Annotated in this window: 12 protein-coding genes; 7 read left to right on the top strand and 5 right to left on the bottom strand. The window is 72.5% G+C overall.

Annotated features, from left to right (window positions below):
* Position 1 precedes the first annotated feature (1 nt).
* Entirely contained in the window at positions 2–1,522 is a 1,521-nt protein-coding gene (locus tag ACFVWU_RS22800; protein WP_387623877.1) for a ThuA domain-containing protein, read from the top strand.
* On the opposite strand, the gene ACFVWU_RS22795 is transcribed toward ACFVWU_RS22800, so the two are convergent.
* Positions 1,405–1,890 carry an FBP domain-containing protein gene (locus ACFVWU_RS22795; protein ID WP_387623875.1) on the bottom strand — a complete coding sequence of 162 codons (486 nt, stop codon included), beginning with the start codon at positions 1,888–1,890 and terminating at the stop codon, positions 1,405–1,407. The genes ACFVWU_RS22800 and ACFVWU_RS22795 overlap by 118 nt on opposite strands.
* Positions 1,891–1,961: 71 nt before the next feature.
* On the opposite strand from ACFVWU_RS22795, the gene ACFVWU_RS22790 reads away from it, so the two are divergent.
* The gene (locus tag ACFVWU_RS22790; RefSeq protein ID WP_387623873.1) at positions 1,962–2,531 is read left to right on the top strand and encodes a TetR/AcrR family transcriptional regulator; all 570 of its coding nucleotides are present in this window, start codon (positions 1,962–1,964) and stop codon (positions 2,529–2,531) included.
* Between the two features lie 103 nt (positions 2,532–2,634).
* Here ACFVWU_RS22790 and ACFVWU_RS22785 read toward each other — a convergent pair whose 3' ends face one another.
* Complete coding sequence (locus tag ACFVWU_RS22785; RefSeq protein WP_387623870.1) at positions 2,635–3,390, bottom strand: BTAD domain-containing putative transcriptional regulator; 756 nt, start codon at positions 3,388–3,390, stop codon at positions 2,635–2,637.
* A gap of 325 nt (positions 3,391–3,715) precedes the next feature.
* Here ACFVWU_RS22785 and ACFVWU_RS22780 point away from each other — a divergent pair, with 325 nt between their 5' ends.
* From ACFVWU_RS22780 to ACFVWU_RS22760, 5 genes are all read left to right on the top strand, one after another.
* Positions 3,716–3,982 (top strand): StsA-related sactipeptide RiPP, encoded by a 267-nt coding sequence (locus ACFVWU_RS22780; RefSeq protein ID WP_380615075.1) that lies wholly within the window; start codon positions 3,716–3,718, stop codon positions 3,980–3,982.
* 76 nt (positions 3,983–4,058) lie between these two features.
* The gene (gene stsB / locus ACFVWU_RS22775) at positions 4,059–5,549 is read left to right on the top strand and encodes a StsB family radical SAM/SPASM domain sactipeptide maturase (RefSeq protein WP_387623867.1); all 1,491 of its coding nucleotides are present in this window, start codon (positions 4,059–4,061) and stop codon (positions 5,547–5,549) included.
* On the top strand, positions 5,530–5,826 hold the full coding sequence (locus ACFVWU_RS22770; RefSeq protein WP_387623865.1) for a PqqD family protein: 297 nt from the start codon (positions 5,530–5,532) through the stop codon (positions 5,824–5,826). Before stsB ends, ACFVWU_RS22770 begins: the two co-directional genes overlap by 20 nt.
* A complete protein-coding gene (locus ACFVWU_RS22765) occupies positions 5,823–7,214 on the top strand; it encodes an NAD(P)/FAD-dependent oxidoreductase (protein WP_387623863.1) in 1,392 nt (463 codons plus the stop codon). The genes ACFVWU_RS22770 and ACFVWU_RS22765 overlap by 4 nt, the downstream gene beginning before the upstream one ends.
* Entirely contained in the window at positions 7,204–9,060 is a 1,857-nt protein-coding gene (locus tag ACFVWU_RS22760; protein WP_387623860.1) for a S9 family peptidase, read from the top strand. The genes ACFVWU_RS22765 and ACFVWU_RS22760 overlap by 11 nt, the downstream gene beginning before the upstream one ends.
* A gap of 97 nt (positions 9,061–9,157) precedes the next feature.
* Here the strand turns inward: ACFVWU_RS22760 and ACFVWU_RS22755 are convergent, their stop codons facing one another.
* From ACFVWU_RS22755 to ACFVWU_RS22745, 3 genes are read right to left on the bottom strand one after another with little or no spacing between them, the layout of a single operon-like run.
* A complete protein-coding gene (locus ACFVWU_RS22755) occupies positions 9,158–10,183 on the bottom strand; it encodes a methyltransferase (RefSeq protein ID WP_387623858.1) in 1,026 nt (341 codons plus the stop codon).
* A gap of 4 nt (positions 10,184–10,187) precedes the next feature.
* Positions 10,188–11,414, bottom strand: coding sequence for a cytochrome P450 (locus tag ACFVWU_RS22750; protein ID WP_387623855.1), 1,227 nt, complete (start codon positions 11,412–11,414; stop codon positions 10,188–10,190).
* Positions 11,411–12,718: a helix-turn-helix domain-containing protein gene (locus ACFVWU_RS22745; RefSeq protein WP_387623852.1), complete on the bottom strand. Its 1,308-nt coding sequence runs from the start codon at positions 12,716–12,718 to the stop codon at positions 11,411–11,413. Before ACFVWU_RS22745 ends, ACFVWU_RS22750 begins: the two co-directional genes overlap by 4 nt.
* Positions 12,719–12,814: the final 96 nt, after the last annotated feature.

Genomic DNA, 12,814 nt, shown 5'->3' with positions numbered 1-12,814 from the left:
AATGTCCCGCCTCGCATTACGCCGGCCGATGCTGGGCCTGGGCGCAGCGCTCGCCCTCATCACGCCCGCGGGCTCCGCTGTGGCGGAGCCCGCCCCCCGGCCCGCGTTCAAGGTGCTTGTCTTCTCCAAGACCGGCGCCTACCGGCACGAGTCGATCCCCACCGCCGTCCAGGCCATCAAGGACCTGGGTGCCGCGAACGGGTTCGCGGTCGACGCCACCGAGGACGACACGGTCTTCACACCCGCCAACCTCGCCAACTACCAAGCCGTCGTCTTCGCCCTGACCAGCGGTGACGTCCTCAACGACACCGAGAAGGCCGCCTTCGAGGGCTACATCCGCACCGGCGGCGGCTTCGCGGGCATCCACTCCGCCTCCGACACCGAGTTCAACTGGCCCTTCTACGGGCAGGTCGTCGGCGCCTACTTCAAGAGTCATCCCCACGGGCAGTACCAGGCCCGGGTGATCGTCGAGGACCGGGACAACCCCAGCACCGCGCACCTGCCCGCCACCTGGAGCCGGTTGGACGAGTGGTACAACTTCCGCACCAACCCCCGGAACACCGTCCACGTGCTCGCCTCCGTCGACGAGTCCAGCTACGATCCGGGCCCCGACCGCATGGGCGACCACCCCACCACCTGGTGCCAGGAGCTCCAGGGCGGCCGGTCCTGGTACACCGCGATGGGCCACGGCAAGGAGTCCTACGCCGATCCCGCCTTCCGCGCCATGCTCCTCGGCGGGATTCGCGTGGCGGCCGGCGCCGCCCAGGCCGACTGCAGCCCGTCGGGTCGGTTGGGAGACGGCCTGTACAAGGTGGCAAACGCCGGCAACGGCAAGGATCTTGACGTGAGGTCCGCATCGCTGGAGGACGGCGCCGCGGTCGTCCGGAACGCGCCGAATGACAGCGACTCCCAGCAGTGGCAGCTGAGCGACGCCGGGGACGGGACGTTCACGCTGACGACGGCCGGAGGCGAGTGCCTGGACGTGCCGGGTGACGAGGTCGGCACGGACGGCGCTCCACTCCAGCAGTGGTCCTGCTGGGGCGGCGACAACCAGAGCTGGAAGGTCGAGCCGGCCGGTTCGGGCACCTTCCGGATCGTCTCCGTGGCCAGTGACAAGTGTCTCGACGTACCCGGCTCGGCCACCGCCGACGGAGTCCAACTGGACCAGCGCACCTGTGACAACTCGACCGCCCAGCAGTGGAGGTTCGCCCGGGTCGACCGACCCACCCCGCTCCCGGCGCCCGACCGCCCGAGCAGCCGGTACGGCCCGACCGTCGACGGATCCCCGGCTGCCAACGGCTCCATGTGCTTCTCTCCCCCGTGCCCGGCCCGAACGAATGCCGGGCACGATCACGGCGAGGACCCTCCTGCGGCACAAGTCCACTGGCCAGGCCCCGGGACGGGTCAGGCGGTGACCTTGGCGACGAAGGCCGCGAGGTTGGACACCGTGCGGCGGATCTTCTCCTCGGTGGTCAGCGACTCGTGGAGCCGGGCGCCCACCTCGCGCTTGCCGCGCACGTAGAGCGAGCAGGCGAGGTCGCTGCACATGTACGCGCCGACGGAGTTGCCCTGCTTGCCGGCCTTCCCGGCGAGGGGTGCGACCAGCAGTGAGACGCCCCCGGTATGGGTAGTCACGCAGAGTGAGCAGATGCTCCGGCGGGCCTGCCAGGCGGCGGCGCCGGAGGAGTGCAGGGCGACCGCCACCACACGGCCCTCCAGTTCGGCCGCGAGGTACGCGCGGTCGGGGGCCTGCGGGTCGCGCCAGCCGAGGAAGTCCAGGTCGCCCCAGGGCTGTTCGGTCAGGTCGCGGGGGATGTGCAGGCGCTTCGCCTCGCCCTTGGTGCAGTTCACGAAGGCGGAGCGGATCTCTGGCTCGGTCAACGGCTTCATAGGAGGCACAGTAAATAACCTAGGAGTATTAGGCAAATGTATAGTGGCCTCCTGCGACGGAGAGGAAGCGCATGGCACGCGTAGGGCTGAACGCGGAACGACTCACCCGGGCGGGTGCGGAGCTGGCCGACGAGGTCGGCTTCGACAAGGTCACGGTCTCCGCGCTGGCGCGCCACTTCGGCGTCAAGGACGCGAGCCTGTACTCGCACGTCAGGAACTCCCAGGACCTCAAGACCAGGATCGCCCTGCTCGCGCTGGAGGAGCTCGCCGACCGGGTCGCCGCCGCCCTGGCCGGACGGGCCGGCAAGGACGCGCTGACCGCCTTCGCCAACGCCTACCGCGACTACGCCCGCGAACACCCCGGCCGCTACGCCGCGGCGCAGCTCGAACTCGACTACGAGACCGCGCTGGGCAGCGCGGCCGTCCGGCACTCCCAGATGACTCGTGCGATCCTGCGCGGCTACGACCTCGCGGAGCCCGACGAGACCGACGCCGTCCGCCTCCTCGGCAGCACCTTCCACGGCTACGTCGCCCTGGAGCGGGCGGGGAGCTTCCAGCACACCCCGCGCACCACCGAGGACACCTGGTCGCGCATCCTGGACGCCCTCGACGCCCTGCTGCGCAACTGGCCGGCGGTCTGACACGCGGAGAGGGACGCCAACAGCGCCTCCCCGGGCCGGAACTAGCCGTTGTGGAGAGCGGGCTGGGATGGGGTCGTGCGGTCGACGCGGGGGAGGGGCGCGGTCAGTAGTCGCCGGCCAGGGCGAGTTGGCGTTCGCGGTCCTGCTTCAGCAGCCGGGGGATGGCGCTGCTCGGCGCAACGCCCAGTTCCGAGGACAGCAGCTCCCGGTAGCGGCGGTACCGGCGGTGCGCGTCGGCGACCTCGCCGACGTGCAGGCAGGATTGGACGGCTATCCGCCGTGGCCCCTCGCGCAGCGGGTCGGCCTGGGCGGCGGCGTCGGCGAGTTCGAGCACCGCGGAGTGCAGGCGCCGCTGCAGGAACGTCTCGGCGAGGTTCTCCAACGCCTGGACGCGTTGCAGTTCCCACTTCCCCTGGAACGGTACGAGCCATTCGTCGTCCCAGCCGTACAGCAGCGGGTGCCGCAGCATGCTCCACGCCTGCGGCAGCCGGTCGCCGCCCAGGATCGGCTCCCCGTCCGTTCGGGACGCCGCCGAGGCCAGCCCGGCCGCCGTCCGGTAGTCCACCTCGACGTGTTCGGCCAGGGCTACGGTGGTGTGCGAGGTCCGTAACAGCTCCCGGACCGTCACCTGGTTCAGCCGCCAGAGGGTCTGGCGCAGTCGTGCGGTGGCCCGGACGGGCGGGATGTCGGGCCACAGTCGCGCGGCGAGGTCGTTGCGTCCCACCGGCCGGTCGTCGAGCACCACGGCCGCGACGAGCCGCTGCTGGATGTCGCTGAGGTCGACGACTCGCCCGTCCATGCGGCAGACGAAGTCCGGCAGGAGTGATACGTGCACGGTGTCGCGGTCGGTGGGTCTCATCGCACCTCTCGGGTTGTCCGACGGGACCGTCAGGCTGGCATGTCCATCGATTTCCGCTGCGAGCAGCGGATTTGAAGTCATGTCAGCTCAACTCTGAGTAGAGATGAGACCGCAGCCCGACCGTGATCGTCAACACCCACGACGAGGCCCGCCGCCGGGGTGGCGCCGCCTCCGGACCCATTGACGGGGCTTCACACGACGTGCGTACTATCTGCCCGCAGGCAACACGGCAACCCACAATCGTGGGGTTGTTTCACAAGTCCGCCACGCAGCAGTCTCGGTGGTAGCCCAGCTCAGATAGCCCGAGACAGCGAAAGGTGGAGCAATGACCTTCAACTCCCTGGAGGCCCTTCGTGAGGCCGGGATCCTCGGCGGAACGATGGCGCCCGAGCTCGAAGAGTTCTACGCCAGCCTGACCCCCGAGGAGACCCGGGTCCTCATCTCGACCAAGACCCGCCTCATGGCCGTTCTGCCCGACGTGGTGGCGCACTCCCAGGAGTGGGCCGCGCCGGAGTCCTCCCAGGAGGGCTTCGACGCCGCGATGCTGTGTGCGTGCGGTGCGTGGTCCGGCGCCGGCCAGGCGCAGAAGTAGTCCTGACAGTCCACAGGCGCGGCCCGACGGCCAGGCTCGTCGGGTCGCGCGTGTGCCAGCCCGGATGGGAGGCGGGATGCGAGGGCATCTGGTCCGGAACCTGTCGTTGTTCGACGTGCCGGCGGACCTGACGTACTTCGTGCATGACGAGGAATACCTCGTGGTCAACCCGGAAGTGGGTGCCCGATGTGTCCTCGACCGACGCGAGTTCAGCGTCCTCGAAGCCCTGGCCGGTGAACGGGCCGGAGGGGAACGGGCACTGGAGCCGAGCGACGAGACGGAACGCGTCCTGGCCAGGCTCATCCTGAACTGGATCGTCTACTACAACGGCAACCGGCCCGCGGTGAAGGTCGCCGAGGCCCCGCTGAACGTCGTGTACTACGCCATCACCGACGGCTGCAACCTCCGCTGCCCCTACTGCTACGCGTCGTCCGAGAAGTGCCTCCCGGGCGAGCTCGACACCGCCGAATCGCTCGACCTGGTCTCGCAGATCGCCGACCTCGGCGCCCGGACCCTCGTCTTCACCGGCGGCGAGCCGATGCTCCGCAAGGACCTGTTCCAGGTCGTCGAGCACGCCAACCGCAGTGGCCTGAAGTCGAACATCATCACCAACGCGACGATGATCCGGACGGCGGCGACGGCGCAGCGCTTCGCCGAGCTCTTCGACGCGGTCACGGTCAGCCTCGACGGAGGCACCGCCGAGACCCACGACCGCACCCGCGGCAAGGGTGCGTTCGCCCGGACCCACAAGGCGATCCGGCTGCTCAACGACGCCGGCGTGGCGCCGGCCATCAACCACATCGTCACCTCGGACAACATCGACGAGCTGGAGGACTTCGCGTCCTTCCTCGACGGGATCGAGATCCACAGCATCCGCCTGATGAACCACAACGACCTGGGCCGGGGCGTCGGCGACGACTACGACTTCGGTTGGCAGGACCACCTGCGGGTGCAGCAGCTCGTCTGGACCTCGCCGGTGGCCGGAAAGCTCCTGCCGGACGGGCCGCGGCCGGTGACGCCGTGCTCGGTCAAGGGCAACTGCGGCATGGGCGGCAACGAGATCTACATCAACTCCCTGGGCGACGTGTACCCGTGCAAACTCGTCACGGGCAAGGAACAGCACGCGGGCAACGTCCGACGGCAGCGGCTGTCGGAGGTCTTCGCCAGTCCGGTGCTGTCGGCCATGCGCCGCAGCACGGTCTTCGGCGGGGAGTTCCACGCCGACTGCGAGAAGTGCTACATCAAGGCGAACTGCGGCGGCGGGTGCCGGGCGTCGCACATGGCGGAGTCCGGGGACGTCCGGCGCAACAGTCGGCACCTGTGCCGGATCCTGCGGCACGGCGTCACGACGCAGCTGTGGCAGGAGGCCGGGGTCACCCGGGCGGAACTCGCCGAGAAGAGCCTCGACATGACGGTTCCCCGGCTGGTCGCCACCGGCGAGGTGCACCCCGTGCACGAGCAGTGGAAGACCTACGTCCCCACGCCCAAGCCCGCGATCACAGTCGGTGAGCTCATTCCCATCATGCCGGTCAACAGGAGGTCGGGCGTTGTCCCTGCACATCAGTGATGCGGTCATCTGGCAGGAGAGCGCGGGCGGGATCTCGCTCTACCACACCGAGTCCGGTGACTTCCGGACCCTGAACGCGACCGCCGCCCAGATCTGGGCCCTGGTGGAGAGCGCCGGCGAGCGGGAGGAGGTCGTCGAGCGGCTGTCCCTGCTGTTCGCCGGTCACAACGCCGCGCTGGGGCAGCGCATCCGCACCGAGGTGGACTCGTTCATCAGCTCGATGGTCGAGGCCGGTCTGCTCCAGGAGACCGGAGCCGCGCCGGCCGCGCGGCCGTGACGCGGGCGGTCGTCCTCGGCGGGGGTTTCGCGGGCATCCTGGTGGCCAAGGTGCTCTCCGAGCACGTGGACGAGGTCACCGTGGTCGAGGGCGGCCGCTATCCGGCGGGCCCGGGCGTCCGCTCGGGGCTGCCGCAGGCCTTCCACAGCCATGTGCTGGTGACCGCGGGCGCCCAGGCCCTGGACGCGGTGCTGCCGGGCACCCTGGAGGCGCTCCTCGCCGCGGGCGCGCACCGGCGCGGGCTCCCGGGCGACGCGCTGATCCTGACCGCGGGAGGCTGGTTCCGCCGCCACGACACCGGCGCCTTCCTGGTCTCGTGCAGCCGCTGGCTCATGGACCACGTCATCCGGAGCCGGGCCCTGGCCGGCGGCGCGGTGTCGGTGCGCGAGCGCACCCGTGCGCTGCGCCTCGTCGGGGACGCCTCGCGGGTGACCGGAGTCGTGGTCGGCCGGGAGGACGGCTCCGGCGAGACCCTGCGGGCCGACCTCGTGGTGGACACGACGGGCCGGCGCTCGCGGGCGGGCGAGTGGCTGGCCGCGCTCGGTGGGACCGGCGTCGAGGAGGAGACCGTCGACCCGGGGCTCGCGTACTCCACGCGGATCTACCGGGCTCCCGCGGACCTCACCGCCGACCTCCCGGCGATCATGGTGCACCCGCGCCCGGCGGACGGCGGGCCCGGGTACGGCGCGACGCTGTTCCCCATCGAAGGTGGCCGGTGGACCGTCACCCTGACCGGCACCCGCGCCGCACCGCCGCCCACCGACGAACGCGGATTCACCGACGGCGCCCGGGCGCTCGGCTCGCCGATCGTGGCGGAGCTGACGGCCGCCGCCGAACCCCTCGGCGGAGTCCGGCCGTTCCGGGCCACCGCCAACCGCAGGAGGTACTTCGAACGGGGCCCCCGGCCCGACGGCTTCCTGGTCCTCGGCGACGCCCTGGCGGCGATGAACCCGGTCTACTCGCACGGGATGTCGATCGCCCTGCTCAGCGCCGTGCGCCTGGGCCGCGAGCTGGCGCGGCGCGGCGCCGACCCGTCCGTCCTGCCCGAACTCCAGGTCGCCATGGCCGAGGTGGCCGAGCGGGCGTGGCGGATGGCGACCGACCAGGACCGGCCGCGGGCCGAATCCGCCCCCGGGCCCCGGGCGAGGGCCGGGATGTCCCGGGCCGTGCTCGGCAACCCGGCGCTGATGACGGCGCTCTTCCGGGCCCAGACGCTGGTCCCCTCCCCCCGGGGCGTCAACCCGCCCCTCCTGCACGGGCCGTCCGCCGACCCGAACCCTCCGCGCGACACCGACGAGGCGGTCGCGCAGTACCCGGGGCTCTCCCAGTGGTGGCTCTCCGGGCGCCCACGCCAGCCAGCTACCCCGGGGGTGAGCCGTGACGGCTGAATCCGTTGAATCCGTACCGCTGATCCCGCACTCCGTCCTGTTCGGCAACCCCTCGCACCTGCTGCCGCGGATCTCACCGGACGGGACCAGGCTGCTGTTCCTCGCCCCGGACGACGGTGTGATGAACGTCTGGACGGCCCCGGTGGACCGTCCGGACGAGGCGACCGTGCTGACCCGGGACCGCGGGCGCGGCATCCGGACCTACGGGCTCTGCCACGACGACCGCACGCTGTTCCACCTGCGGGACGAGAACGGCGACGAGAGCTGGCGGCTGTACCTCCTCGACCTCGTCACCGGCGAGGAACGCTGTGCCACCCCCTTCGAGGGCGTCCAGGCGCGGGTGCTGGCCCACAACCGGTGGCATCCGACCACGATGCTGATCGGACTGAACAAGGACCGGCCCGACCTGCACGACGTCTACCGGCTGGACCTGGTGACGGCGCGGCTCACCAAGGTCGCGGAGAACCCCGGGTACCTGAGCTGGATCGTGGACACCGACCTGCGGGTGCGCGGCGGCTCGGCGATGAAGCCCGACGGCGGCGCGGCCCTGTACCTGGACCCGCCGGACGGTCCGGACGGTGCCGAGCCCTGGCTCGACGTGCCCTACGAGGACGTCATGGGCACGCGGGTCCTCGGCTTCGCGCGGGACGGCGCCACCTGCTACCTGCTGTCCTCCATCGGGGCCAACAGCAGCCGACTGTTCGCCGTCGACCTCGCGACCGGGCGGCGCACCGTGCTCGCCGAGGATCCCGTCCACGACGTCAAGCAGGTCGAGCCGGACCCGCTCCGGCACACCCCGCAGGCGGTGCTGTTCGCCAAGGACCGCGACACGTGGGTGTACCTCGACGAGGAGTTCGGCAAGGACCTCGGCCGGATCCGCGGCGAACTCGCGCTCCAGGGGATCGACGGCGAGGTCTACGTCGACCGCGGCGACCGCTCCGACCGGCTGTGGACGGTCTCGGTGGTGACCGGCGCCGGTCCGGTCCTCTACTACCTCCACGACCGCGCGGACGGCCGACTGCGCTACCTCTTCAGCCACCAGCCGGAGCTCGAGCGGTACCGGCTCGCCCGGATGGAACCCTTCGCGTTCACCGCGCGCGACGGGGTCGCCGTGCACGGCTACGTGACCTGGCCGCCGGGCGCCGAACGCCGGAACCTGCCGGCGGTGGTGAACGTGCACGGCGGGCCCTGGGCCCGGCACACCTTCGCCTTCGACGAGGAGGCGCAGCTGCTGGCCAACCGCGGCTACGCGTGCGTCCAGGTCAACTACCGGGGCTCGACGGGCTACGGCAAGCGGTTCCGGAACCTGGGCGCCAAGCAGTGGGGCGCCGCGATGCACACCGACCTGCTCGACGCGGTCGACCACCTGGTCGCGGACGGCGGCATCGACGCCTCCCGGGTCGCGATCATGGGCTGTTCGTACGGCGGGTACGCGGCGCTCGTCGGCGCGGCCTTCACCCCCTCCGTCTTCACCTGCGCGATAGCGCTGTGCGCGCCGTCGAACCTGCTGACGATGCTGGCGGCCGGGGCGCCGTACCGGACCCCGCTACGGGCGTTCATGACCGCCAACGTCGGGGACCCGGAGACCGAGCGCGACATGCTGTGGGCGCGGTCGCCGCTGTCGCGGGTCGACGACATCGCGGTCCCCGTCCTGGTGGCCCAGGGGGCCAACGACGTCCGGGTGCCCCGGGAGGAGGCGGAGCAGATCGTCGCGGCGCTGGCCGCCAAGGGGCTGCCGCACGAGTACCTGCTGTTCCCCGACGAGGGCCACGGGCTGGCCAGGCCCGGCAACCGCGAGACCTACTACGCGGCGGTGGAACGCTTCCTCGCCGAGCACCTGGCGTGACGGGCCGGCTGGTTCGTCCAGCCGGCCCGCTCCGCCACACTGCTCCGCCGCACCGCTCCACCCGGCCGCTCCCGGCCGGCCGGACGGCCGGCCCCGGTCAGTCCGGGGCCGCGACCAGGATCCGGACCGGCGTGGCCGCCAACCGCCGGGTGACGTCGAGGAGTCGGAAACCGCCGTCGGCGAGCAGCGCCCGGAACTCGTCCCGGCCGCGCTCCCGGCCCCCGGTGTAGACCAGCATCGCGATGTCGCTCATGACGACGCCGGCGGCCTCCTGGGCGTCCAGCCGGTCGGGCAGGACGGGCTCCACCACCAGCAGGCGTCCGTCCGGGGCGATCGCCTTCCGGCAGTTGCGCAGCAGCGCGACGCAGCGCTCGTCGTCCCAGTCGTGCAGGATGCCCTTCACCAGCAGCACGTCGCCCCGCGGCACCGCCTGGAAGAAGTCGCCCGCTTCGATCGACCAGCGGTCCGGGGCGAGCCCGGCTCCCCGGAAGGTCTCGGCGGCGGCCGCCGACCCCTGGGCGCTGTCGAACAGGACCCCCCGGGCGTCGGGGGCGGCCCGGAGCACGGCCGCCAGCAGGGTGCCGTTCCCGCCGCCGATGTCGACCACGGTGCGGGCGCCCGTGAAGTCGTACGCCCGGGGCACCTCCCGGGCGGTCCACCCGGTGCCCTCGCCCATGGCGGCGTTGAAGAGGTCCGACAGTTCGGGGTCGTCGGCCAGGTGGTCGAACAGCGGTCGGCCGTGGGCCTGGTCGAAGGCCGCGCCGCCGGTCCGTACGCCCTCGGTCAGCGCGCCCCAGGCCCGCCACGTCACCGGGTCGCCCAGCAGCAGCACGCTGGCGCGGATCGACCGCGGGTGGCCGGCGCACAGCAGGCGGCCCGGCTCGGCCAGGGCGAAGCGGCCCGGCGCGGCCTCGTCGAGCAGTCCCAGCACCGTCAGGGCCCGGACCAGCCTGGTCAGCCCGTCCGGGTCGCAGTCGACCGCCCGGGCCAGCTCGCCTGCCGCCAGCGGCCCGTCAACGAGTGCCTCCGGCACCCCGAGCCGGACGGCCGCGTAGATGATCTGCGAGGTGGCATGGCCGAACGCCATCCGGGAGAGGTTCCCGGACACCTTCGGATCGATCACGTTGTCATTCCCTTCCCAGTGATACCGGCAGGTGGCGCACCCCGTGCAGGAACAGCTCCGGCGTCCAGTCCAGCTCGGCCGGGTCGACGGCCAGGGCCAGCCGGGGGAAGCGCTGCACCAGGGCGCCGACGGCGGCCCGGGCCTGGAGCCGGGCCAAGGCCGCGCCGAGGCAGAAGTGGATGCCGTGGCCGAACCCGAGGTGGCGGTTCGGACTGCGGGTGAGGTCGAAGGCGTCCGGCTCGGCGAAGACGGCCGGGTCCCGGTTGGCCGCCAGCAGTACGGGCACCACGGTGTCGCCGCGCGGGACGACCACCCCGCCGATCTCCACGTCGGTGAGCGCGTACACCGGCCGCGTGTGTCCCACCGGGCCGTTGAAGCGGATCACCTCCTCGATCGCGGAGTCCAGCAGCGCGGGCCGCTCCCGCAGCCGGGCCAACTGGTCGGGGTGGCGCAGCAGTTCCAGTACGGCGTTGCCGATCAGGTTGACCGTCGTCTCGTCGCCGGCGAGCAGCAGTTGGAACACCGTGGAGACCAGCTCGGCCCGGCTGATCCCCCCGCCGTCCTGCTCCGCGACGAGCCGGGAGAGCAGGTCCCCGCCCGGGCGGCGCCGCCGTTCGTCGATCCGCTCCTCGACGTACGCGATGAACTCGAATCCCGCGCGGCGCACCCGGACCGGGTCCCTGGTCCGGAGCATCTCGTCGCTCCACCGGCGCAGCGCGGCCAGGTCGTCGATCGGGAAGCCGACCAGTTCGGCGACGACCACGACCGGCAGCGGCAGGGCCAGTTCCGCGATCACGTCGACCACGTCCCCGGTGTCCCGGGCGGCGACCCGGGTTGCCGGCAGGAGCCCGTCCACGACCTGTTCGACGCGTCGCTGGACCGCCGCCACGGTGCGGGCGCCGAAGGCGGGGGCGATCAGGCGGCGCAGCCGGGTGTGGTCCGGGGGGTCGAGGTTGAAGACGTTGCGCCGCACCATCGCCAGCGGATCGAATTCCCACCGCCGGTGGGCTGCGGCCAACTCGGCGGGGAGCCGGGTGAGTTGACGGCCGAGATCCGGGTCGAGCAGGGCGCGCTGCACGTCCGCGTAGCGGGTCAGGTACCAGAACGCCCGGCCGCTCACCCGGTCCACCCGGCGGTGGACCGGCGCGATTTGGCGCATCCGGTGCAGGAGCGGGTACGGGTCGGCGCGGTGCTCCGGGGCGTTCGGATCCAGATCGAGGGCCCCGGTCACAGCGACCCGCGAGGGTTCCGGGGGGCCCGCAGCAGCGCCCGCAGCAGGTTCGGCAGGTGCAGGCGCGTCCCCGACTCCTCGTGCGAGGCGCGGACGAGCCCACGGCCCAGCAACTGGCCGACGCCGTCGACGAGGTCGTTCCGCGGGAGGTCCAGGGCCGCGGCGGCCTCGGGTACGGTCGGCGCCCGGTCGCAGCGCGCCAGCTCCAGCAGGATCGCGCGGTGGGCGGCGTCCAGACGGTCGACCTCGCCCCCGAGCAGGCAGCCGATCGTCCTGGGAGCACCGGCGGACCGGGCCGGGACCGGAAGGTCGAGCAAGCTCGGCAGGGGCTCCTCCGCCAGGTGGCGCAGGCCCAGCACCCCGAACCGGCCGGCCGCGGCCTCCAAGGCGACCGGCAGGCCGTCCAGCCGTCGGCAGACCCGGGCCAGCGCGTCCGCGTCGGCGCGGCCGGGCACGAACCCCGGCCGGACCTCCGAGAGCCGGTCCAGCAACAGCCGCACCGACGGCACGCCGGCCAGCGCGTCCGGTGACCCCGTCGCGTCCCGCTCCGCCCCCGGCACGGCCAGCGGCGGGAGCACCGTTGCCTGGACGCCCGCGACCTGCCAGGGCGTCCGGGAGGTGCTGACCACCCGGATGCCGGGGCAGTACGCCAGCAGCTCCTCCACCCCGGCCGGGGGCCCGGTGTCGGCGACTCCGTCGAGCACCAGCAGCGCCTCGTGGCGGCCGATCAGCCGGCAGACCGCGGAGACGTCCGCCGCCCCCGAATCGACCAGCAGACGCAGCGACTTCGTCAACGGGCCGAACGCCGTGCCGCCGGCGCCGTGAGGCTGTGGGCCCGTCCCGATCCACAGCACCGGCCAGCCGCGGCGCGAGCCGAGCCGGGCGGCCAGCTCGGCGGCCACCCTCGACTTACCCACGCCGGGGAGCCCGGAGACGGAGACCACGCGGCGATGGCCCGACTCCAGGGCCTGCGCCATCGCCCGCACCTCGGTGTCGCGCCCCAGCAGGGCGTTGACGGCCCGAGGTGCGGCGAGGCCGGGGTCGGTTCCGTCCGGCTCTCCGCAGCGGCCGCCCGAACCCGAGCTGATGAAGAGGTCGCGCGCCAGGCCGTTCAGCCGCAGGGCGTCCGCGAGCAGGCGGACGGTCTGCATCCGCGCGTGGGCCCGGCCCGATTCGAGGTCCCGGATCGTTCGGGGGCTGATGGTCGACAGGTCGGCGAGCGTCCGCTGGGTGAGTCCGGCTTGGACCCGCTTGTGGCGGAGCAGTTCGGGGAACGGCGCTTCGGTGTCGGTACTGTGCACCATGGGCCAGGACGGTAGGCGAGGCCCGTTCCGTGCGCGTCTCCGGTGCGTCGCCGGCCCGTCTGCGCCGCGTCGCCGATCCGTCTGTGCTGCGTCTGC

It is taken from the genome of Kitasatospora sp. NPDC058190 (genome assembly GCF_042883685.1).
Taxonomy (GTDB): Bacteria; Actinomycetota; Actinomycetes; order Streptomycetales; family Streptomycetaceae; genus Kitasatospora.
This window is presented reverse-complemented; position numbering and strand designations above follow the sequence as displayed.

What these genes read in the sequence shown, in the direction of transcription:
- stsB (WP_387623867.1), top strand. Translation starts at nt 4,059, where the DNA reads ATGCGAGGGCATCTGGTCCGGAACCTGTCGTTGTTCGACGTGCCGGCG.
- ACFVWU_RS22745 (WP_387623852.1), bottom strand. Translation starts at nt 12,718, where the DNA reads ATGGTGCACAGTACCGACACCGAAGCGCCGTTCCCCGAACTGCTCCGC.
- ACFVWU_RS22790 (WP_387623873.1), top strand. Translation starts at nt 1,962, where the DNA reads ATGGCACGCGTAGGGCTGAACGCGGAACGACTCACCCGGGCGGGTGCG.
- ACFVWU_RS22795 (WP_387623875.1), bottom strand. Translation starts at nt 1,890, where the DNA reads ATGAAGCCGTTGACCGAGCCAGAGATCCGCTCCGCCTTCGTGAACTGC.
- ACFVWU_RS22780 (WP_380615075.1), top strand. Translation starts at nt 3,716, where the DNA reads ATGACCTTCAACTCCCTGGAGGCCCTTCGTGAGGCCGGGATCCTCGGC.
- ACFVWU_RS22800 (WP_387623877.1), top strand. Translation starts at nt 2, where the DNA reads ATGTCCCGCCTCGCATTACGCCGGCCGATGCTGGGCCTGGGCGCAGCG.
- ACFVWU_RS22785 (WP_387623870.1), bottom strand. Translation starts at nt 3,390, where the DNA reads ATGAGACCCACCGACCGCGACACCGTGCACGTATCACTCCTGCCGGAC.